This is a genomic window from uncultured Brevundimonas sp. (assembly GCF_937863155.1).
Lineage (GTDB): Bacteria > Pseudomonadota > Alphaproteobacteria > Caulobacterales > Caulobacteraceae > Brevundimonas.
The window spans coordinates 1-17,577 of record NZ_CALMFB010000002.1 but is presented as its reverse complement, the minus strand read 5'-3'; the positions used below and the strand labels follow the sequence as shown (position 1 = coordinate 17,577).

At 67.3% G+C, this 17,577-nt stretch carries 27 protein-coding genes; 7 read left to right on the top strand and 20 right to left on the bottom strand.

Going from position 1 to position 17,577, the window contains the following annotated elements; translation table 11 throughout:
- The 6 genes from Q0581_RS00175 to Q0581_RS00150 form a co-directional block, all read right to left on the bottom strand.
- The coding region (locus Q0581_RS00175; RefSeq protein ID WP_298696172.1) for a hypothetical protein at nucleotides 1-389 on the bottom strand (389 nt) is incomplete at its 3' end.
- Nucleotides 389-511 carry a hypothetical protein gene (locus Q0581_RS00170; protein WP_298696171.1) on the bottom strand — a complete coding sequence of 41 codons (123 nt, stop codon included), beginning with the start codon at nucleotides 509-511 and terminating at the stop codon, nucleotides 389-391. The genes Q0581_RS00170 and Q0581_RS00175, both read right to left, overlap by 1 nt.
- A gap of 73 nt (nucleotides 512-584) precedes the next feature.
- A complete protein-coding gene (locus Q0581_RS00165) occupies nucleotides 585-962 on the bottom strand; it encodes a hypothetical protein (protein ID WP_298696168.1) in 378 nt (125 codons plus the stop codon).
- Between the two features lie 133 nt (nucleotides 963-1,095).
- The gene (gene rpsD, locus Q0581_RS00160; RefSeq protein ID WP_298696166.1) at nucleotides 1,096-1,713 is read right to left on the bottom strand and encodes a 30S ribosomal protein S4; all 618 of its coding nucleotides are present in this window, start codon (nucleotides 1,711-1,713) and stop codon (nucleotides 1,096-1,098) included.
- Between the two features lie 157 nt (nucleotides 1,714-1,870).
- The gene (locus tag Q0581_RS00155) at nucleotides 1,871-4,207 is read right to left on the bottom strand and encodes an EAL domain-containing protein (protein ID WP_298696164.1); all 2,337 of its coding nucleotides are present in this window, start codon (nucleotides 4,205-4,207) and stop codon (nucleotides 1,871-1,873) included.
- Between the two features lie 190 nt (nucleotides 4,208-4,397).
- On the bottom strand, nucleotides 4,398-5,012 hold the full coding sequence (locus Q0581_RS00150) for a superoxide dismutase (RefSeq protein WP_298696162.1): 615 nt from the start codon (nucleotides 5,010-5,012) through the stop codon (nucleotides 4,398-4,400).
- A 171-nt stretch (nucleotides 5,013-5,183) separates the two neighbouring features.
- On the opposite strand from Q0581_RS00150, the gene Q0581_RS00145 reads away from it, so the two are divergent.
- On the top strand, nucleotides 5,184-5,393 hold the full coding sequence (locus tag Q0581_RS00145; protein WP_298696159.1) for a hypothetical protein: 210 nt from the start codon (nucleotides 5,184-5,186) through the stop codon (nucleotides 5,391-5,393).
- Here the strand turns inward: Q0581_RS00145 and Q0581_RS00140 are convergent.
- The 6 genes from Q0581_RS00140 to Q0581_RS00115 form a co-directional block, all read right to left on the bottom strand.
- Nucleotides 5,390-5,629, bottom strand: coding sequence for a hypothetical protein (locus Q0581_RS00140; protein ID WP_298696156.1), 240 nt, complete (start codon nucleotides 5,627-5,629; stop codon nucleotides 5,390-5,392). The genes Q0581_RS00145 and Q0581_RS00140 overlap by 4 nt on opposite strands.
- The gene (gene fghA, locus Q0581_RS00135) at nucleotides 5,626-6,495 is read right to left on the bottom strand and encodes an S-formylglutathione hydrolase (protein WP_298696174.1); all 870 of its coding nucleotides are present in this window, start codon (nucleotides 6,493-6,495) and stop codon (nucleotides 5,626-5,628) included. Before fghA ends, Q0581_RS00140 begins: the two co-directional genes overlap by 4 nt.
- 2 nt (nucleotides 6,496-6,497) lie before the next feature.
- Nucleotides 6,498-6,920: a type II toxin-antitoxin system VapC family toxin gene (locus tag Q0581_RS00130; RefSeq protein ID WP_298696153.1), complete on the bottom strand. Its 423-nt coding sequence runs from the start codon at nucleotides 6,918-6,920 to the stop codon at nucleotides 6,498-6,500.
- Nucleotides 6,917-7,129 carry a hypothetical protein gene (locus Q0581_RS00125; RefSeq protein WP_298696149.1) on the bottom strand — a complete coding sequence of 71 codons (213 nt, stop codon included), beginning with the start codon at nucleotides 7,127-7,129 and terminating at the stop codon, nucleotides 6,917-6,919. The genes Q0581_RS00130 and Q0581_RS00125 overlap by 4 nt, the downstream gene beginning before the upstream one ends.
- Nucleotides 7,130-7,182: 53 nt before the next feature.
- Nucleotides 7,183-7,563, bottom strand: a complete 381-nt coding sequence (locus tag Q0581_RS00120; protein ID WP_298696146.1) for a VOC family protein — start codon at nucleotides 7,561-7,563, stop codon at nucleotides 7,183-7,185.
- Between the two features lie 69 nt (nucleotides 7,564-7,632).
- Nucleotides 7,633-8,739: an S-(hydroxymethyl)glutathione dehydrogenase/class III alcohol dehydrogenase gene (locus tag Q0581_RS00115; protein ID WP_298696143.1), complete on the bottom strand. Its 1,107-nt coding sequence runs from the start codon at nucleotides 8,737-8,739 to the stop codon at nucleotides 7,633-7,635.
- 56 nt (nucleotides 8,740-8,795) lie between these two features.
- Between Q0581_RS00115 and Q0581_RS00110 the strand changes: the two genes are divergently transcribed.
- Together Q0581_RS00110 and Q0581_RS00105 are read left to right on the top strand one after the other, a co-directional pair.
- On the top strand, nucleotides 8,796-9,320 hold the full coding sequence (locus Q0581_RS00110) for a hypothetical protein (protein WP_298696140.1): 525 nt from the start codon (nucleotides 8,796-8,798) through the stop codon (nucleotides 9,318-9,320).
- A gap of 8 nt (nucleotides 9,321-9,328) precedes the next feature.
- A complete protein-coding gene (locus Q0581_RS00105; RefSeq protein ID WP_298696138.1) occupies nucleotides 9,329-10,069 on the top strand; it encodes an NAD-dependent deacylase in 741 nt (246 codons plus the stop codon).
- Here the strand turns inward: Q0581_RS00105 and Q0581_RS00100 are convergent.
- On the bottom strand, nucleotides 10,041-10,559 hold the full coding sequence (locus Q0581_RS00100) for a hypothetical protein (protein WP_298696136.1): 519 nt from the start codon (nucleotides 10,557-10,559) through the stop codon (nucleotides 10,041-10,043). The genes Q0581_RS00105 and Q0581_RS00100 overlap by 29 nt on opposite strands.
- A gap of 91 nt (nucleotides 10,560-10,650) precedes the next feature.
- On the opposite strand from Q0581_RS00100, the gene Q0581_RS00095 reads away from it, so the two are divergent.
- The gene (locus Q0581_RS00095) at nucleotides 10,651-11,289 is read left to right on the top strand and encodes a DUF6498-containing protein (RefSeq protein WP_298696133.1); all 639 of its coding nucleotides are present in this window, start codon (nucleotides 10,651-10,653) and stop codon (nucleotides 11,287-11,289) included.
- Here Q0581_RS00095 and Q0581_RS00090 read toward each other — a convergent pair.
- The 4 genes from Q0581_RS00090 to Q0581_RS00075 all read right to left on the bottom strand — a co-directional run bounded on the left by Q0581_RS00090 (nucleotide 11,286) and on the right by Q0581_RS00075 (nucleotide 14,218).
- Nucleotides 11,286-11,858 carry a manganese efflux pump MntP family protein gene (locus tag Q0581_RS00090; protein WP_298696131.1) on the bottom strand — a complete coding sequence of 191 codons (573 nt, stop codon included), beginning with the start codon at nucleotides 11,856-11,858 and terminating at the stop codon, nucleotides 11,286-11,288. The two genes, Q0581_RS00095 and Q0581_RS00090, sit on opposite strands and share 4 nt — an antisense overlap.
- A gap of 236 nt (nucleotides 11,859-12,094) precedes the next feature.
- A complete protein-coding gene (locus tag Q0581_RS00085) occupies nucleotides 12,095-12,418 on the bottom strand; it encodes a YnfA family protein (protein ID WP_298696130.1) in 324 nt (107 codons plus the stop codon).
- Nucleotides 12,415-13,203: an RNA methyltransferase gene (locus tag Q0581_RS00080; RefSeq protein ID WP_298696129.1), complete on the bottom strand. Its 789-nt coding sequence runs from the start codon at nucleotides 13,201-13,203 to the stop codon at nucleotides 12,415-12,417. The genes Q0581_RS00085 and Q0581_RS00080 overlap by 4 nt, the downstream gene beginning before the upstream one ends.
- Nucleotides 13,196-14,218, bottom strand: coding sequence for a S1/P1 Nuclease (locus Q0581_RS00075; RefSeq protein ID WP_298696127.1), 1,023 nt, complete (start codon nucleotides 14,216-14,218; stop codon nucleotides 13,196-13,198). Before Q0581_RS00075 ends, Q0581_RS00080 begins: the two co-directional genes overlap by 8 nt.
- A gap of 411 nt (nucleotides 14,219-14,629) precedes the next feature.
- On the opposite strand from Q0581_RS00075, the gene Q0581_RS00070 reads away from it, so the two are divergent.
- Nucleotides 14,630-15,238 carry a 3D domain-containing protein gene (locus Q0581_RS00070; RefSeq protein ID WP_298696125.1) on the top strand — a complete coding sequence of 203 codons (609 nt, stop codon included), beginning with the start codon at nucleotides 14,630-14,632 and terminating at the stop codon, nucleotides 15,236-15,238.
- A 9-nt stretch (nucleotides 15,239-15,247) separates the two neighbouring features.
- Here the strand turns inward: Q0581_RS00070 and Q0581_RS00065 are convergent, their stop codons facing one another.
- Together Q0581_RS00065 and Q0581_RS00060 are read right to left on the bottom strand one after the other, a co-directional pair.
- Nucleotides 15,248-15,568 carry an Mpo1-like protein gene (locus Q0581_RS00065; protein WP_298696124.1) on the bottom strand — a complete coding sequence of 107 codons (321 nt, stop codon included), beginning with the start codon at nucleotides 15,566-15,568 and terminating at the stop codon, nucleotides 15,248-15,250.
- A 37-nt stretch (nucleotides 15,569-15,605) separates the two neighbouring features.
- Complete coding sequence (locus tag Q0581_RS00060; RefSeq protein ID WP_298696122.1) at nucleotides 15,606-16,307, bottom strand: winged helix-turn-helix transcriptional regulator; 702 nt, start codon at nucleotides 16,305-16,307, stop codon at nucleotides 15,606-15,608.
- Between the two features lie 87 nt (nucleotides 16,308-16,394).
- Between Q0581_RS00060 and Q0581_RS00055 the strand changes: the two genes are divergently transcribed.
- Together Q0581_RS00055 and Q0581_RS00050 are read left to right on the top strand one after the other, a co-directional pair.
- Nucleotides 16,395-16,886 (top strand): VOC family protein, encoded by a 492-nt coding sequence (locus Q0581_RS00055; protein WP_298696120.1) that lies wholly within the window; start codon nucleotides 16,395-16,397, stop codon nucleotides 16,884-16,886.
- 111 nt (nucleotides 16,887-16,997) lie between these two features.
- Nucleotides 16,998-17,348, top strand: coding sequence for a DUF1428 domain-containing protein (locus Q0581_RS00050; protein ID WP_298696119.1), 351 nt, complete (start codon nucleotides 16,998-17,000; stop codon nucleotides 17,346-17,348).
- 38 nt (nucleotides 17,349-17,386) lie between these two features.
- On the opposite strand, the gene Q0581_RS00045 is transcribed toward Q0581_RS00050, so the two are convergent.
- A partial coding sequence (locus Q0581_RS00045; protein ID WP_298696118.1) for a sigma factor-like helix-turn-helix DNA-binding protein occupies nucleotides 17,387-17,577 on the bottom strand: 191 nt, incomplete at its 5' end.

The window sequence follows — 17,577 nt, the reverse complement described above, 5'->3', positions numbered from 1 at the left end:
TAGAGCGCCAGCGGGTTCAGCAGGCGGAACGGCCCCGGCGCCGTGACCTCCAGATCGGCCAGCGACCAGCTCAGCTCCACCCCGTCGGGGACCAGGGCCTTGCACAGGTCGGCGTCCGTGCGCTGGACGCCCAGGCCCACCGCGCCACCGTCCGACACCTCGACATGCACGTCGAAATCGCTGGCGTCGGTGCAGCCGTTCGAGTTCACGCGCACGAAGAAACGGCCGTCCGCCACGCGCGCGGCGCGCACCGGCTCCAGATCCCGCGACTGGATCGAGATCGACACGTCCCGCCCGACGCGGCGCGGCCCGTCGTCGTTCACATGCACCACACAGGCCGACAGCAGGAGCGACGAGATCGCCGCCCCCGCCAGGATCGCCAGCCGCATCAGCCGGCGTCCGCCGCCGGGGCCTGATGCACCACGCGGGTGGTGGGCTTGTCGGTGGCGATGATGATGCAGCCCGACAGCAGCGGCGCGGCGATGGCGATGGCGAGAGCGAGACGCAGCATGGTGGTTTCCCCTTATGGTTCAGCTTGCGCCGCCATCTGCCTTGGCTTCGGCTGAACCGCCGATGAACGCCCGTCAGGTCTGGGGCAGTTGCAGGGGATTGTTCACCGAAATCCGGTCGCCGGGGATCAGGCCCAGCTCCTCGAACGACCATTTCACCTCGACCCCGTCGGCCAACGGCCGGTCGCAGCGGTCTTCCTCCAGCCGGCGCAGGGTGATGACGGCTTCCCCGCCCTGACGGCTGACGATGGGTTTAAGATCGGCCTTGTCGGTGCATCCGTTCGAGGTGACCCAGAACACGGCCACGTCCTTGCCGAAGGCGGCGGCGTGCAGGGGCTCCAGCTGTCCGGGCATGGGCGCCTGAACCGTCGGACGGTCCGCCCCCCAGGGCAGATGCCCGCAACCGGCCAGCAGGGGCGCGGCGATCAGGCCGAGCACGACGGCGTGTTTCATCTCCAGCCTCCCGGCCCAGCCCTTGTCCGATGTCAGGATGCGCTGTTTCGCGTCGAAAAGGAACCGGCCAAGCAAAAGGCCCCGGATCGCTCCGGGGCCCCTGTCGTTTCCTTTGGGGGAAACCGCCCGTCCCTTAGGACGAGTAGTATTCGACCACCAGGTTCGGCTCCATCTTCACCGGATACGGCACATCGGCCAGTTCCGGCACGCGGGCCACGCGGACCGAGAAGCCGCGATCGCCGATTTCCAGATAGTCGGGCACGTCGCGTTCCGACGACTGCTGGGCTTCCAGCACCAGGGCCATGTTGCGCGACTTTTCCTTCACCTCGACCACATCGCCGACCGACAGACGGTACGAGGCGATGTTCACCTTCTTGCCGTTGACGGTCACGTGGCCGTGGTTGACGAACTGACGGGCGGCCCAGACGGTCGGCACGAATTTGGCGCGATAGACCACGGCGTCCAGACGGGCTTCCAGCAGGCCGATCAGGTTCTCGGGCGTATTGCCCTTGCGGCGCGCGGCCTCGTCATAGGTCTTGCGGAACTGCTTCTCGGTCAGGTTGCCGTAGTAGCCCTTCAGCTTCTGCTTGGCCTTCAGTTGCAGGCCGAAGTCGGAAACCTTGGACTTGCGGCGCTGGCCGTGCTGGCCGGGGCCGTAGGAACGCTTGTTGACCGGGGACTTGGAACGGCCCCACAGGTTTTCACCCATGGCGCGGTCGATCTTGTACTTGGCGCTGTGGCGCTTCGACATACGTCGTCTCTCTATGCGGATGCGGCCCGGTTCCCCCAGGATTGGGAGAACGATCTCAACGGCGGTCCACGCATCGTCCGTAATGGGTCGCGCCCCGGGCTTGCGACCGGGGCGTGAAGGCGGGGCTTATCGACGCCCCGCCCGTCGGAGTCAAGCGTCAGGCCGCGACGACCTGTTTCGCCTGGCCCGCCTCGGCGCCCATGCGCTGGGGCCGGCCCAGCAGATAGCCTTGGACCTGATCGCAGCCCTGGGCCTTCAGGAACTCCAGCTGGTCCTGCGTCTCCACCCCTTCGGCCAGCACCGGGATGTCCAGGCTTTCGCCCAGGGCCAGAACGGCGCGGATGATGGCGCGCGACTGGGGACTGCCGTCCAGCTCCGACATGAAGGATCGGTCCAGCTTGATCTTGTCGAACGGGAAGGCCCGCAACGTCGACAGCGATGAATAGCCAGTGCCGAAATCGTCCATCGCCACCGACACGCCCAGAAGCTTGAGTTGGCGCAGCACATGGATGGTGCGCTCCATGTCGGTAATCATGGCCGTCTCGGTGATCTCCAGCTCCAGCCGGCTGGGCGACAGGCCGGTGTCGATCAGGATCTGGTGCACCAGGCGCGGCAGATCGACATGCGACAGCTGCACCGGCGACAGATTGACCGCGATGCGGTGCGGCTCGGTCCAGCCGGCCGCCTCGGTGCAGGCGCGACGCAGCACCCATTCCCCGATCGGCAGGATCATGCCCGTGTCCTCGGCCACCGGGATGAAGTCGACGGGCGAGATGTAGCTTCCGTCCACCTGGCGCCAGCGCAGCAGGGCCTCATAGCCGGTCACCTGCCCCGTCTCGACCGAGGCCTGCAGCTGATAATGCAGCTCGAACCGGTCGTTCTCCAGCGCCTCGCGCAGGCCCTGGGTCAGGCGTCGCCGCTGGCGCACGGCCTCGTCCATGGCCTCTTCGTAGAAGCAGATGTCGGTCGTCAGCGACGCCTTGGCCCGATACATGGCCAGGTCGGCGTCATTGATCAGCACAGAAGGTTCTTCCGCGTCGTCCGGCCACAGCGCCAGACCGACCGCGGCCCCGCACTGGATCTCGGCATGCTCGGCCAGGGTCGGCGTCAGTATGGCGGCGCGCATCCGTTCGGCGGCCTCCATCGCCTCGACCCGGTCGGCGGCGGGGGTGATGACCACGAACTCGTCACCGCCCAGGCGCGCCACGAACTCCCCGTCCTTCAGAGCGCCTTTCATCTGCTCGGCCACATGGATCAGCAGATGGTCGCCAACGGCGTGACCATACAGGTCGTTGACCTCCTTGAACCGGTCCAGGTCGATGGCCAGCAGGGCGAAGCGCGGCCCCAGGGCGCCGGTCGCGGCGCGGTTCAGCTTCTCCAGGAATGACGCGCGATTGGGCAGGCCCGTCAGGCTGTCATTGCGGGCCAGATGCGTGATGCGGCGTTCCTGGGCCAGGCGCGCGCGCAGATCGCGCACCGCGAAGATGCGGAACGACCGGCGGCCGTCCTGGCTGGTTTCATGACGCACGGCGATCTCGACGGGCACCGGCTCGCCCTCGACGGGAGTCAACCGGCTCTGGATCAGCACGCCTTCGGGCATCTGTCCGGCGTCCTCGATCCACCGCGCGACGGTCTGTTCCGTCAGATCGCCCGGCTGGACCCTACACAGCTCGGCGAAGGCGCTGTTGGCGACCAGGATGACCCCATCGCCTTCCACCAGCATGCCGTCGACGCTGCCCTGGATCAGGCTGTTCAGCTGGGCGCGCGACAGGCGCGTCATCTGCTCTTCCAGCACATGGCTGGCGGCCGCCGTGCCCAGGATCAGCAGGCCGACCACCGCCACCCCGCCGGCCATCAGGTTCGAGGCGTCGTGCCCGTTCAGCATGCCGTCGGCCGGCGCCAGGGGCAGCACGGTCAGGGCGCCCATACCGGTGAAATGCAGCGCCACGATGGTCAGAACCAGCGCCAGGGTCGACAGCGCCAGCCCGTGCTTCGTCTCGCGCGACGCCAGGTTGAAGGCTGCAGCCCCGCCGACCACCGCCGCGACCACAGACGTCGCCACATAGGGCAGCGACCAGATCACCAGCGCCTCGGCGGTGAAGGCCGCCATGCCGGTATAGTGCATGGACGTCACGGTCAGGCCAAAGGCCGCGCCGCCGATCTCGGCGCCGAAGCGCACGCGCCGCGCGCCCAGCCACAGGGCGGCCGCGCATCCGGCGATGGCGATCAGCAGCGACACCCCGGTCAGCACCGGCGCATAGCTGACGTCCACGCCGGGGCGATAGGCCAGCATGGCCACGAAATGGGTGCACCAGATGGTGGCGCCGCCCGCCACGGCCCCCATGAACAGCCACGACATCCGCGCCGCGCCCCAACTGTCGCGGGTCTTGCGGAACATGCGGCTGGTCACCAGCGACCCGATCACGCAAATCAGGGCCGCCAAGCCCACCAGCATCAGGTCATGGTCTTCGACCAGACAGGTGAAAAACTTCATCGCTCGCCAAACTTTCTGTCAGCAGAGCGAGCCTCCTAGCGCGACGCCTGTTAACAGAGCGTCGAAAGCCAAGCCTGTTCAACTACCTAATGCGCATGAGGCTATAATATAACCTCAGGTATAAATGGCCCGGCGTCGAACCGGGCCATTTATACAAATATAGACTGCAATGAGCCTGCCTTAGCAACTTTTAGTTGCTTGCCGCCGCGAACAGCGCGTTGACCTTGTTCCAGTTCACCACGGTCCAGAACGCCTTCAGATAATCGGCCCGGCGGTTCTGGTACTTCAGGTAATAGGCGTGCTCCCACACGTCGGCGCCCAGGACCACGGCGCCCTTTTCATCGGCCACATCCATCAGCGGATTGTCCTGATTGGGGGTCGAGGTGATCTTCAGCTTGCCGTCCTGAACGATCAGCCAGGCCCAGCCCGAACCGAACTGGCCCGCGCCGGCGGCGTTGAAGTCTTCCTTGAACTTGTCGAAGCCGCCCAGATCGCGGTCGATGGCGGCGGCCAATTCGGCCGACGGCTCGCCCGTCTCGCCGACCGGCGCCAGCAGTTCCCAGAACAGGCTGTGGTTCCAGTGGCCGCCGCCGTTGTTGCGCACGGCCTTGGGCAGGTTCGACATCTTGGCGAACATCTGTTCCAGCGATTGCCCCTGCAGCGCGCTGTCCGCGTCCACCGCCTTGTTCAGGTTGTCGACATAGGTCTGGTGGTGCTTGTCGTGGTGGAAGGTCATCGTCTCCTGATCGATGGCCGGCTCCAGGGCGTCATAGGCATAGGGCAGCGGGGGAAGGGTGAAGGCCATGACAGGCTCCTTGGATTCAGGGGATCGGGGGATCGGGTCTGGCCCTCATCTAGGCGTTCGGGCGACGAACCCAAGACGTCCAGGACCGATTTTTTGGCTAATGGCCGTTAGGCACGATTGGTGGGAACGACGCGGCGCACATCCCGTTCCCTTGCCGGAAAGGAGCCCGCCATGGGCCAGCCCCCGCCCTATGCCTCCGCAGCGCCCAATGACGCGCAGATCGCGCGCCTGATGGACCGGCTGATGGACCTGTCCGAGCGGATGACCGACGAACAGATTTTGGACGTCGCCGACGCCCTGCACGATTGCCTGCGCCAGCGCCGTCGCCTGCGGGGGCGCAGCCACCGGCGCGTCGAGGGCCGGCTGAACCTGATCGTCTAACGACCCGCGACGTGCGCCTTCAGACAGTCGCGGACCGCCCGGCGCAGGTCGCCGGACGTGGAGGGCATGTCCACGCCCTCGGCGCGGAAAACCGCCTCGACACCGGCGTCCAGTCCCCTCTCCAGCGCCTCGACGACCTTGCGCTGACCCTTGTCATGCAGACAGAAGCCCAGCTCGACACACAGATCCGCGAACATGGGCGCCAGGCGTTCGTGCATCGCCGGATCGTAGCTCACGCCACCGCCCCCCGCAGCCGCGCGGCGTGGAAGGCGATGTGGTCGGCGATGAAGCTGGCCATGAAGAAGTAGGAGTGGTCGTAGCCCGGCTGCATCCGCAGGGTCAGGCCCTGCCCTGCCGCTTCGGCCGCCGCCGTCAGCAGCTCGGGCTTCAGCTGTTCGACCAGAAATGCATCGGCGTCCCCCTGGTCCACCAGGATGTCGTCATAGACCCCGCGCGCCGCGCCCGCTTCGATCAGCAGGGCCGCATCATGCCGCGCCCAGGCGGCCCGGCCATCTCCTTCATTTGGTCCCAGATAGGCGCTCAAGGCCTTCTCGCCCCACGGACACCGGGTCGGCGATGAAATCGGCGCAAAGGCCGACACCGAGCGGAACAGGCCAGGATGGTTCAGCGCCAGGGTCAGCGCCCCATGCCCGCCCATCGAATGGCCGCTGATCGACCGCGTCCTGGTGGTCGGAAACTCGGCGTCGATCAGGGCGATCAGCTCCTGGACGACATAGGTCTCCATGCGGAAATGCGGCGCCCACGGCTCTTGCGTCGCATCGACATAGAAACCCGCCCCCTGGCCCAGGTCATAGGCCGGATCGTCGGCCACGCCCCCGCCCTTCAAATCCGGCCCGCGCGGCGAGGTGTCGGGCGCCACGATGATGACGCCATGCTCCGCCGCCGCGCGATAGGCCCCGGCCTTGGTGGTGAAATTGTCCTCGGTGCAGGTCAGGCCCGACAGCCAGATCAGAACCGGAAACGGCCCCTCGCCCGGCGGGACGAAAACCGACAGGGTCATGGGCGTGCCGGTCACAGCGCTGTCGTGCTTCAGATAGCGCAAGGTTCCGCCGTGGACGGCGTGGGTCTTTGTGGTTTGCAGGGTCACGCGACACTTTCCGGAAAATTCAACAGGCGAACATCGACGCCCTCGATCTGGTGCAGCTTGCGCGCCAGCTTGCCGTCTGCGGTGATGAGGGGCAGAGCGCGGCGACGCGCCAGCACGGCGTATAGACAGTCGGTCATGGAGTGGTTGAGGTCACAGGCCAGGGCGAAGGCCTCGGCCAGAAGATCACCGTGGTCCGCCACATCGACCAGGGACGCGATAACGGCCAGATTGTCCCGCGCCGCCGAAGACTGCAGATCGCCCCGCACCACATAGCGACGAAACGCATTGGCGGCCTCGATCAGTATCAGGTCCGGCGCAACGGCCGCGCCATACGTCCGGCGCGCACCGATCGCCGCGTCGGTCAACGGATCGTCGATGAACCATTTGACGACCACGCTGGCGTCGAAGACGGCGCTCAACGGTCGCGGTCTTCACGGATGAGTGCGGTGGAATCCAGCGGAGATCCACGGGTCTGTTCACGCGATCGGCGCGACACCTCTTCAAAGCGCGCCTCAAGCTCCAGGGCTTCGCGCGCCGCCATGTCCCTGAATTTCTGCTCCAGAGACACCTTCTCCGCCTTCGCCATCACCTTGAGGCGGGCGACAAGATTGTCGTCCAGATCGCGCACCAGAACCTGAGCCATACACGATGATAGCACACCGCTAGCATCGGCTCAACGTTTCACCCCGGCCGATGAAGGGCGCAGATCTTGTTGCCGTCGGGGTCGCGCAGATAGGCCAGAACCAGCGGCCCGAACGGTCCCTGACGCGGCCCGGGCGCATCTTCGATCGACCGTCCGCCCGCCGCCACGCCCGCATCGTGGAAGGCCTGGACCATTTCGGGCGTCTTGGCGTGGAAGCCCAGGGTGCCGCCATTGGCGTGACACGCCGCCTCTCCGTCCAGCGGCTTGCCGACCGCAAAGGCGCCGCGCTCGGTGCGCCACCAATACCGCCCCTTGCCGTCAGGCTGGCTCGCCGCCAGCCCCAGGGCGCCGAGCGCCGCATCATAGAACCGGCGTGACGCCTCGACGTCATTGGCGCCCAGGACCACATGGGTGAACATCGTTTCTCTCTCCCCGTATCGTTCAGGCGGGCAGCCTAGCCCACGTCAGTTGCTTTATGCAACGGACAATCAGAACACCACCACCGAGCGGATGCTCTTGCCCTCGTGCATCAGGTCGAAGGCCTCGTTGATGCGCTCCAGCGGCAGGGTGTGGGTGATCATCGGATCGATCTCGATCTTGCCGTCCATGTACCAGTCGACGATCTTGGGCGTGTCGGTGCGGCCGCGCGCGCCGCCGAAGGCCGAACCACGCCAGACGCGGCCGGTGACCAGCTGGAACGGGCGGGTGGCGATCTCCTTGCCCGCCTCGGCCACGCCGATGACGACGCTTTCACCCCAGCCGCGGTGGCAGGCTTCCAGCGCCTGGCGCATGACCACCGTATTGCCGGTGCAGTCGAAGGTGTAGTCGGCGCCGCCGCCGGTCATCTCGACCAGATGGGCCACCACATCCGACACCTCTTTCGGGTTGACGAAATGGGTCATGCCGAAGCGGCGGCCCCATTCTTCCTTGTCGTTGTTGATATCGACGCCGACGATCATGTCGGCGCCGACCATCTTCAGCCCCTGGATGACGTTCAGCCCGATGCCGCCCAGGCCGAACACCACGGCGTTAGCGCCCGGCTCGACCTTGGCGGTGTTGACCACCGCGCCCACGCCCGTGGTCACGCCGCAACCGACGTAGCAGGCCTTGTCGAAGGGCGCGTCCTTGCGGATCTTGGCCACCGCGATCTCGGGCAGGACGGTGTAGTTCGAAAAGGTCGAACAGCCCATGTAGTGGGCGATGGCCTGGCCCTTGTAGCTGAAGCGGCTGGTGCCGTCGGGCATCAGCCCTTTCCCTTGCGTCGCCCGGATCGAGGTGCACAGATTGGTCTTGCGGCTCAGGCACGACTTACACTGGCGGCATTCGGGCGTGTACAGCGGGATCACATGGTCGCCGACCTCGACGCTGGTCACGCCCGGCCCCACCTCGACCACCACGCCGGCGCCCTCATGCCCCAGGATCGACGGGAAAATGCCCTCGCTGTCCAGCCCGTCCAGCGTATAGGCGTCGGTGTGGCAGATGCCCGTGGCCTTGATCTCGATCAGCACCTCGCCGGCGCGCGGGCCTTCCAGATCGACCTCGACGATCTCAAGCGGACGTTTGGCCTCGAAGGCGACGGCGGCGCGGGTTTTCATGGGAATCTCCTGAAGGCGTTCCCATAGTCTATGGGGAAATCGCCCGGAGTACGTCAATGCGAAGCCTGTTGCTCGTGATCGCCCTTGTCGCTCTCAGCGCCTGCGAAGCACCGAACGATGTCGTCAACGAGCCGCTGATGCGCTCAAGTCAGAAAGTCTCAGTCCTCGATGGCGACACGGTTATCGTCGATGGGGTTCTTGTCAGACTGGCCGATGTGGACGCGCCGGAATTAGGTCCATGGGCGAAGTGCTGGGCAGAGGCCGCCCTGGCCGGTCATGCACGTCTCGAAGCGCAGACCCTTCTCTTGGACGGCGTAGTCAGGGGCGACAGATGGAAGGTCGTCCCGATCTCCACTGCCGATGACGATGGCCGGGTGCGGGGCCGGATCATCAGTGAGGACGGACGGGACCTGAGCGACAGTCTCGTCGTCTCCGGATACGCCGCCCGAACCTCTGGGACTTGGGATTGGTGCGGGATCGACGCCGACTTGCACAGCCCTACTCAGGAGGAACCCGCACCCAAAGGTCCGAACCTCTGGTGGCCCAGCAACCACATGTTTGATCGACGCGCGGGGGACTGAATTCCGCGATGGATTCGGCAACATGTAATCACCGCAACATCGTCATCCTGACCGGCGCGGGCGTTTCGGCGGAATCCGGCGTGCCGACCTTTCGCGCCTCGGACGGTTTGTGGGAAGGCCATCGCATCGAGGAAGTCGCCACCCCCGAAGGCTTCGCCGCCAATCCCGCCCTGGTTCAGGACTTCTACAACAGGCGCCGCCGCCAGCTGGCCCAGGTGCAGCCCAACGCCGCCCACCGCGCCATCGCCGACTTCGCCGCCCGCTGGCCCGGCCGGGTCATGCTGGTGACCCAGAATGTCGACGATCTGCACGACCGCGCCCATGCCGAGACGCCGCCCGGGCCGGGCTTCGACCTGATCCACATGCACGGCGAGCTGCTGAAGGCGGCCTGCACCGCCACCGGTCGGGTCTGCGACTGGGCGGGCGATCTGGACGCCCGTCATGACAGCCCCTTCAGCCCCGACGGCTGGCTGCGGCCGCACATCGTCTGGTTCGGGGAAAGGCCGCTGGAGATGCATCGGATCGAGGCGGCGCTGGACGGCTGCGACCTGTTCCTGTCGATCGGGACCTCGGGGGCGGTCTATCCGGCCGCCGGGTTCGTTCAGGCGGCGACTCTGGCCGGGGCGCGGACGGTCGAGATCAATCTGGAGCCCAGCCTGGGCGCCCGTCTGTTCGACGACGGCGTCTATGGCCCCGCGACCGAAACCGTGCCCGCCTTCCTTACGGCGCTACAGGCCGGTCCCAGCTGATCGCCAGCATATGGCCGGGCGAGGTCAGCCCCGGCTGGGCCACCGCCACCCGCCCCTCGCCGGTCCAGACAGCCGCCACATTGCGCCCTTCGCCGCCCTGATAGACCAGCGTCAGGCCCAGCGCGCTCAGGTGTTCTTCGCTGCGTTCGACGATCTGATGGACGCCCGCCTCGGCCATGTCGATGGCGCACTGGCCCCGCCGTCCCCGCGCCAGGGTCAGGGTGCCGATGTGGCTGGCGTCCCCGCTCAACACGACCCGACGCGGCGGATCGGCCGGATCAAAGTCGTCGGTCTTGGACCAGTCGATGGGGCGGTATCCCTGCTCCATCGCCGTGCGCAGGGCCGCGGCCATGTCATCGGTCTGCATCAACGGGCCGCAGATTTCGGTCAGCACCCGTTGCAGGATCAGCGGCACATTCATCGACTGGGCCGAGACCGCGCCCGGCGCCAGCGTCAGAAGAAGACTCAAGATCAAGGCGGCGTATCGCATGGCGCCACACTGTCACGCCCCGCCCTGCAGGCCGCCTGACGATGACTGACGGCCGCTTGGCGCAGACGCCTTGGCCGGGCATCAAGGGGCCATGGCCTTACTGGACCCCCGCCGCCTGTTCGCCGGCCCCGCCTGGACCCTGGGCCTGATCCTGGCCGGCAATCTGATCCCGGTGCTGGGCGTCGCCTTTCTGGGCTGGGACGCGGCGCAGATCCTGCTGCTGTTCTGGGCCGAAAATATCGTCATCGGTCTTCTGACCCTGCCGCGCATTCTGGCGGCCGAGGGCGGACGCCCCGAGCAGGAGGGCAGCCCGGCGGCCACCGGCTGTTTCTTCGTCGTCCACTATGGCGTCTTCTGCATCGGCCATCTGGTGTTCGCCCTCAGCCTGGCGAACGATTTCGTACGGGCGGACGGTCAGGGCGGCGTCTGGGCCCGCACCTTCGGCGACGGCGGCTTCTGGCTGGCGGTTCTGGCCGTCGCCGTGCTGCATCTGGTCGCCCAGATCCGCGACTGGTGGATGAAGCGCGCCTGGCGCGACGCCAGCCCGGTGCTGGAGATGTTCCGTCCCTATGGCCGCATCGTGGTGCTGCACGTCACGGTTCTGGTCGGCGCCTGGCTGATGCTGACGTTCAACGCCCCGGCCTGGGCCGTGCTGCTGCTGTGCCTGGGCAAGGCGCTGCTGGAGGTCATCGGCGCCGTGGCGACGGGCCGCCTGTCGCGCGCGTCCTAACCCACCCAGCCCATGTGATCGGCCAGGATCGAAGCGCCGATGACGATCAGGGCGATCCCGCCCAGGAACTCGGCCGCCTTGCCGAACCGCACCCCCACCGCCTTGCCGATCAGCATGCCGAGGGTGGTCAGGACAAAGGTGGTGAAGCCGATCGAGGCGGCGATGATCCAGATGTTGGCCCCGATGAAGGCCAGGCCCACGCCCACCGCCGCCGCATCGATCGAGGTGCCGATGGCCGTGGCCACCAGGGTAATCATGCCGTTGCGGGCGGCGCGCGCGCCGGCGTCGGCTTCGTCCACCGGCTGGAACGCCTCCCAGATCATCTTCAGTCCCACCGCGACCAGCAGGCCGAAGGCGATCCAGTGATCGATCCTCTCCACCAGCCCCGCCGCGATCAGGCCCAGGCCCCAGCCGATCAGGGGGGTGATGGCCTCGATCACCCCGAACACCAGACCGTTGCGCACGGCGGTCAGGAAGGGCGGGCGATGCGCCGCCCCGCGTCCCACGGCGGCGGCGAAGGCGTCGGTCGACATGCTCAGCGACAGGACAGCGATGGACAGGGGGGTCATGGCAACAGAATCCGCCGGACGCATGAGACAGCGCCTTCACGCCCCAGCCGGTAAGGGACGCAAAGCACGCTGGTCTCGCTAGGCGGATGTCTCCGCTGATCGCGCCACGGGTCTTTCGGACCACGAGCATGTTGACGCGACCCCGGCCTTTGATGGGCGCCGGAAGCTACTCCCCAACAGGGCGGCGTCTACAGCGGTCGGTCAGCGGGATCAACCTTGCCGATCACCCTCGCCGATCACCCCCTGGGGCCGAACAGGATGATCGCCGCGCCGACTATGCACGCCAGGCCGCCGATCAGATCCCAGCGGTCCGGCGCCGTCCGCTCGACCGTGGCCATCCAGATCAGGCTGGCGCAGATATAGACCCCGCCATAGGCCGCGAACGCCCGCCCCGCCGCCTCGGCCGGGATCAGGGTCAACAGCCAGGCGAAGGCGATCAGACAGGCCACGCCGGGAACCAGCCACAACGGCGACCGGTCCAGCTTCAGCCAGGCCCAGAAGGCGAAACAGCCGGCGATTTCCGCCACGGCCGCCAGCGGATAGACCAGAACCGCCTTCATCCCTGGTCGGTCTTCTTGGCCGCCAGCTTGGCCAGCACCCGCCCCCGCCCCTGCGACAGGGCGTGGATCACGCCGCGGAAGGTGGCGGCCTCCTGTTCGGTGAAGGCGGCGCGGCCCAGCATGACGCGCAGGTTCTGGCTCATGGACCGCTTCTTCTCGGGCGGATGGAAGAAGCCGCCCGCGTCCAGTTCGCGCTCCAGATGCTCGTACATGCCCAGCAGGATGGCGCCCGGCGCCGGCGGGTCGCCTTCGCGGAATTTCGGCGGCGGGGCGTCTAGCACCAGGGTGCGCCACTCATAGGCGTTGATCGCCACAGCCTGGGCCAGGTTCAGCGAATGGTGGCGCGGGTCGATGGGGATGGTGACGATGCCGTGGCACAGGGCGATGTCGGTGGTCTCCAGCCCCGCCCGCTCGCCCCCGAACAACAGGCCGACGCGCAAGGCCGACGCCGCATCGTCATACAGCAGCCGGGCGGATTCGCGCGGGGTTCGCACCGGCTGGCGCGTCTCGCGCGGGCGGGCCGTGGTCGCGAAGACGGTGGTCAGGTCGGCGACGGCCGCAGCCACGCTGTCGAACACCTTCAGATCGTCCAGAACCCAGTCGGCGCCGGATGCGGCGGCCCAGGCGCGATCCTGGGGCCAGCCGTCGCGGGGCCTGACCAGACGCAGGTCCGTCAGGCCGAAATTGGCCATCACCCGCGCCACGGCGCCGATGTTGTCGGCCAGCTGCGGCTTGTCCAGGATGACGACGGGCGGCCGGGGGCCGGCGGCGACGTCCTCAGTCATCGCCGATCATGGACAGCCACGGATCGATGGTCCCGGCCTCGACCTCGGCCACCTTGATGGCGGGCCAGCCGATGGTCGTCTCGCCCGAGGCGCGCCAGGCCAGGACGATCAGGTCGCGCAGCTCGGCCGCGCCGGCACCCAGGCGGGCGGTCACGAACTCGGCCCCGCGCGCGTCGGTGTCGCGGAACGCCCCGGCCTTCTGCAGGCGATAGAAGGGCGTGACCTGCGTCAGGGTGGTGCGCAGATAGGTGGCGATGCGGCCGTTCATGTCGACGGCGCGGTCACTGAAGGCCGGCATGGCGGCTTCGACCATGTCCAGGCGCGCGACCCGACTGGTGAAGGCGTTCTCGAAATCGCTGTGGGTCTGGCGCGAGGTGGTGAAGCCCTCGGGATTGGGCGTGTTCCGGTCCCAGCCATTGTAGTGGATGGTCGTGTGGTGCGGCTGCGAGGCGTCGCCGACATAGTGGGCCAGCACCCCGATGTCGCGCAGGGTCAGGGCCTCGCGGCGTTCCCGATCCACCCGATACCAGGCGCGGCGCTCCGGGTTGGTCTCGCGCGCCTCGGCGGCGTTCAGCACGCGGATATAGGCGAAGTCGCGCACGACCTGCTGCCAGCCGTCCATGATGGCGTAGGGCAGGTATCCCGCATCGTTGACGTTGGTCCCCGCCGCGATCAGGGCGGCGTCATATTCCGACTTCAGGCGCGGCAGGGCGTCGATGGCCGGGCCGGAAGCGTTCATGACCCGCCCCGCATCGTCCATGTCGACGAAATGGGCGGTGTCGCGCTCGCGGTCGTGCGGCTGGCCGGCGCCCTTCCAGCGGTCCGGTTCGCGCGCCAGTTCGCCGATGTCGGCCACGGCGCCGGGCGTGCGCAGGAAGGCCGGCAGCTCGTCCGGCAGGGCGCGGATGGCGGCCATGCCGACCAAGCGGTGTCCGGTGCTGCCCCAGGCCGAGACCTGGGCGGCGGGCGCGGCCAGAACGGCGACGGCGGCGACGGCGAGAACGAGGCGCTTCATGGCTGACAGATCCGGTGTGCGGCTGGGGTTCAGACCTTCCGGTTAAGCCGCCCCCGCCCGCCCGTCCAGCGCCGACTTGTCGCGTCGCCAGGAACCACCCCCATGTCGATTGCGCGACAATGACACTCCGCAACAGTTGATGCTTCATACATCAGATCACGGTGTCGTTATTTCTGTGTATATGCGCGCGTCCAATGACCTTAGAAATAAGGATGACCGACGAATACAGTTTTCATATCCTCGTCCGAAACATGACCAGACTTGGGCTGCATTATCGACCCTTGGAGCGTTGCACAGACCCTGTGGACAAATAGTCTCACCCGACAGGGTTCGCCATGTTTCCGCCACAGACGCAGATCAAAAGCCCGCCCGCCGGTCGCTCGGGGACCGGAGCCTCCCCACGTCGATTCCATGCTTCGCACTGCCGCTGCGCTCGTCGTCATCTGGTCGCTCGCCCTCAGCGGGGCGTCGGCGGAACCGGTCAGCTACGCCGCCATCATCGCGGCCGAGGCTGCGGCTCCGGCCACCGATGACACCAGCAGCGCAGACGCCGCGGCGGACATGGCTCTGACCGACGAACAGCACGCCCTGATGCAGGCCGAACCCGACTGGCGAGCGCGCGCCACGCTTTATCATGCGGGCGGCGGCGGGGCGACGGGCAACGATTCCCTGGGCTGCCGTCCGGTGGCCATGCGCACGGTCGCGACCGACCCGCGCGTCATCCCGCGCCGCACCCGCCTGTTCATCCGTGAAACCGTCGGCATGCGCATGCCCGACGGCACGCGCCACGACGGCTATTGGTATGCCTCGGACACCGGCGGCGCGGTCAAGGGCGCCAAGGTGGATCTGTACACCGGCCACGGCCGCGCCTCGATGCAGCCGGTCATGCGCTGGAACACCCGCACGCTGACGGTTCAGGACGCCGGTCGTTTCGACGGCTGCCCGCCCTCGTGGGAAGATCGCCCCAGCCTGCATGCGCAGGACACCCGCGGCGCCACGACGGCCTCGGGCGCCCGCTGATCGGTCAGGTCAGAAGCGGCGCTGGCCGCTGACGGTCTCGAAGAACATCCGCCAGTCGCCCATCAGACTCCACAGCGGATATTTGAACGTCGCCGGCCGGTTCTTCTCGAAGAAGAAATGCCCCACCCAGGCGAAGCCATAGCCGATCACCGGCATGGCCAGCAGCCACCAGGCGTTGCGCGTCGCCAGGGCCACCAGGGCGACCACGACCACCAGACCCGTCCCGATCACATGGATCCGCCGGCACGTCCGGTTCGAGTGCTCGTGGATATAGTACGGATAAAACGCCTTGAACGAGGCGTAGCGTTCACCGGGCGCGGGCTGGGTCATGAGACCAGACTGCCCCGCCCCGCCGCGCCCTGCAAGATCATCGGTCCGGGGTCGGCGCCAGGCGCGGCGCCTTGACGGGCAGCTCGAACCAGCGACTGAAGCGCACCAGCGCCTCGACCGCCCCTTCGACCGTCAGGGTCGCGGCGATGTGTTCGCGTACCGCGGCGGGGTCGCCGTACAGCACCCCGGCCACGGCCTCGACCGGGCCTTCGATCACCGCCTCCAGCCCCTCCAGAGCGCCGCGTTCCGCCGTCAGCACCCCGTGCGCCACACGCACGACATAGGTTTCGTCGCCGAACCGGAACCCCAGATCGGCGCCCTGCCCCGCCGACTTGTCCGCGTCGAACATCGTCCGCATCGACAGCATCAGGGACACGGCGCTGAGCGGCAGGGTCGGATCGTGGTCGGGCGATCGAGCGGCCCACCGGCCCATGACCTTCAGGATCGGCTCGGCCTCGCGGCCCCAATCGGTCAGTTCATAGACCTGGACCGACGCCGGGGGTGGCAGGCGGCGGCGCACCAGCACACTGGCGGCCTCCAGCCCCTCAAGCCGCTGGGTCAGGACATTGGCGCTGACGCCCGGCAGGCTGGCGCGCAGATCGCCGAACCGCTTTGGCCCCAGCATCAGCTCGCGCACCACCAACAGCGCCCATCGCTCGCCCAGGATATCCAGGGCCAGGGCGGTTCCGCACGCATCATGATAGCGGCGTCGATTATCAGTTATTTTTTCTAACTTCATGGTTGACTAATGTAATCTATAGGCGCATCAAACGCAACGATCCGACCGCCCACGCCTTTTCCCATCGTCCGAAACGGAGACTATCCGATGGCCGACACGATCACCCCCTGCATCTGGTACGACCTGGGCCAGGCGCGCCAGGCGGCCGAATTCTATGTCTCGCTGGGCCTGCCCGACAGCCGTATCGACAGTGTCCATGCCGCCCCGGCCGACAATCCGTCCGCCCCGGCGGGGACCGAGCTGATGGTGCGGTTCACCCTGGCGGGCCGGCCGTTCCTGGGCCTGAACGGCGGCCCCATCTTCCCCCAGACCGAGGCTGTCTCCTTCATGATCTTCACCCAGGATCAGGCCGAGACCGACCGCCTGTGGGACGCCATCGTCGGCAATGGCGGACAGGAAAGTCAGTGCGGCTGGTGCAAGGACCGCTGGGGCGTCAACTGGCAGATCACGCCCCAGGCGCTGATGGATTTCCACAGCGACCCGAACCCCGCCCGCGCCAAGGCCGCGTTCGAGGCCATGATGACCATGAAGAAGATCGACATCGCCGCCCTGCACGCCGCCGCCGACGCGGCCGGCTGACGCCGCCCCGCCTTTCGTCCTGTCGTTTCACGCCAAGACGACCGCCTGCCGCCTCGCCTACCGCCTGCCCCCCCGGCCGCGCTCAGCAGCCCAACAAAGAGGACACGACCCATGGCCTATGTCACCGGCTTCCTGACCCCCGTGAAAATCGCGGACAAGGATCGCTATATCGAATCCGCCCGCAAATCCTGGCCCCTGTTCCAGAAATACGGCGCCCTGGAGCAGATCGAGACCTGGGGCGAGGACATCCCGCCCGGCAAGGTCACCGGTTTCGACCTGGCGGTGAAGCTGGAAGAAGGAGAGGCCGTGGTCTTTTCCTGGCTGCGCTGGCCCGACCGCGCCACGGCCGACGCCTGCTGGCAGCAGATGGAGAACGATCCGGGCTTCGCCGACATGGACATGCCGTTCGACGGCAAGCGCATGATGTGGGGCGGCTTCGCCCCGATCTTCGAAGGCAAGTAAGAAAAAAGGGCGGCTCGCTGGAGCCGCCCTTTCCGTAATCAGCTGTCCAGGAAGGACCGCAGTTTGCGCGACCGGCTGGGGTGCTTCAGCTTCCGCAGCGCCTTGGCCTCGATCTGACGGATGCGTTCGCGGGTCACGCTGAACTGCTGGCCGACCTCTTCCAGGGTGTGGTCGGTGTTCATGCCGATGCCGAAACGCATGCGCAGCACCCGCTCCTCGCGCGGCGTCA

Coding starts and splice junctions, on each gene's coding strand:
- Q0581_RS00170 (WP_298696171.1), bottom strand. CDS start 511: ATGCTGCGTCTCGCTCTCGCCATCGCCATCGCCGCGCCGCTGCTGTCG.
- Q0581_RS00165 (WP_298696168.1), bottom strand. CDS start 962: ATGAAACACGCCGTCGTGCTCGGCCTGATCGCCGCGCCCCTGCTGGCC.
- rpsD (WP_298696166.1), bottom strand. CDS start 1,713: ATGTCGAAGCGCCACAGCGCCAAGTACAAGATCGACCGCGCCATGGGT.
- Q0581_RS00155 (WP_298696164.1), bottom strand. CDS start 4,207: ATGAAGTTTTTCACCTGTCTGGTCGAAGACCATGACCTGATGCTGGTG.
- Q0581_RS00150 (WP_298696162.1), bottom strand. CDS start 5,012: ATGGCCTTCACCCTTCCCCCGCTGCCCTATGCCTATGACGCCCTGGAG.
- Q0581_RS00145 (WP_298696159.1), top strand. CDS start 5,184: ATGGGCCAGCCCCCGCCCTATGCCTCCGCAGCGCCCAATGACGCGCAG.
- Q0581_RS00120 (WP_298696146.1), bottom strand. CDS start 7,563: ATGTTCACCCATGTGGTCCTGGGCGCCAATGACGTCGAGGCGTCACGC.
- Q0581_RS00115 (WP_298696143.1), bottom strand. CDS start 8,739: ATGAAAACCCGCGCCGCCGTCGCCTTCGAGGCCAAACGTCCGCTTGAG.
- Q0581_RS00110 (WP_298696140.1), top strand. CDS start 8,796: ATGCGAAGCCTGTTGCTCGTGATCGCCCTTGTCGCTCTCAGCGCCTGC.
- Q0581_RS00105 (WP_298696138.1), top strand. CDS start 9,329: ATGGATTCGGCAACATGTAATCACCGCAACATCGTCATCCTGACCGGC.
- Q0581_RS00100 (WP_298696136.1), bottom strand. CDS start 10,559: ATGCGATACGCCGCCTTGATCTTGAGTCTTCTTCTGACGCTGGCGCCG.
- Q0581_RS00095 (WP_298696133.1), top strand. CDS start 10,651: ATGGCCTTACTGGACCCCCGCCGCCTGTTCGCCGGCCCCGCCTGGACC.
- Q0581_RS00090 (WP_298696131.1), bottom strand. CDS start 11,858: ATGACCCCCCTGTCCATCGCTGTCCTGTCGCTGAGCATGTCGACCGAC.
- Q0581_RS00085 (WP_298696130.1), bottom strand. CDS start 12,418: ATGAAGGCGGTTCTGGTCTATCCGCTGGCGGCCGTGGCGGAAATCGCC.
- Q0581_RS00080 (WP_298696129.1), bottom strand. CDS start 13,203: ATGACTGAGGACGTCGCCGCCGGCCCCCGGCCGCCCGTCGTCATCCTG.
- Q0581_RS00075 (WP_298696127.1), bottom strand. CDS start 14,218: ATGAAGCGCCTCGTTCTCGCCGTCGCCGCCGTCGCCGTTCTGGCCGCG.
- Q0581_RS00070 (WP_298696125.1), top strand. CDS start 14,630: ATGCTTCGCACTGCCGCTGCGCTCGTCGTCATCTGGTCGCTCGCCCTC.
- Q0581_RS00065 (WP_298696124.1), bottom strand. CDS start 15,568: ATGACCCAGCCCGCGCCCGGTGAACGCTACGCCTCGTTCAAGGCGTTT.
- Q0581_RS00060 (WP_298696122.1), bottom strand. CDS start 16,307: ATGAAGTTAGAAAAAATAACTGATAATCGACGCCGCTATCATGATGCG.
- Q0581_RS00055 (WP_298696120.1), top strand. CDS start 16,395: ATGGCCGACACGATCACCCCCTGCATCTGGTACGACCTGGGCCAGGCG.
- Q0581_RS00050 (WP_298696119.1), top strand. CDS start 16,998: ATGGCCTATGTCACCGGCTTCCTGACCCCCGTGAAAATCGCGGACAAG.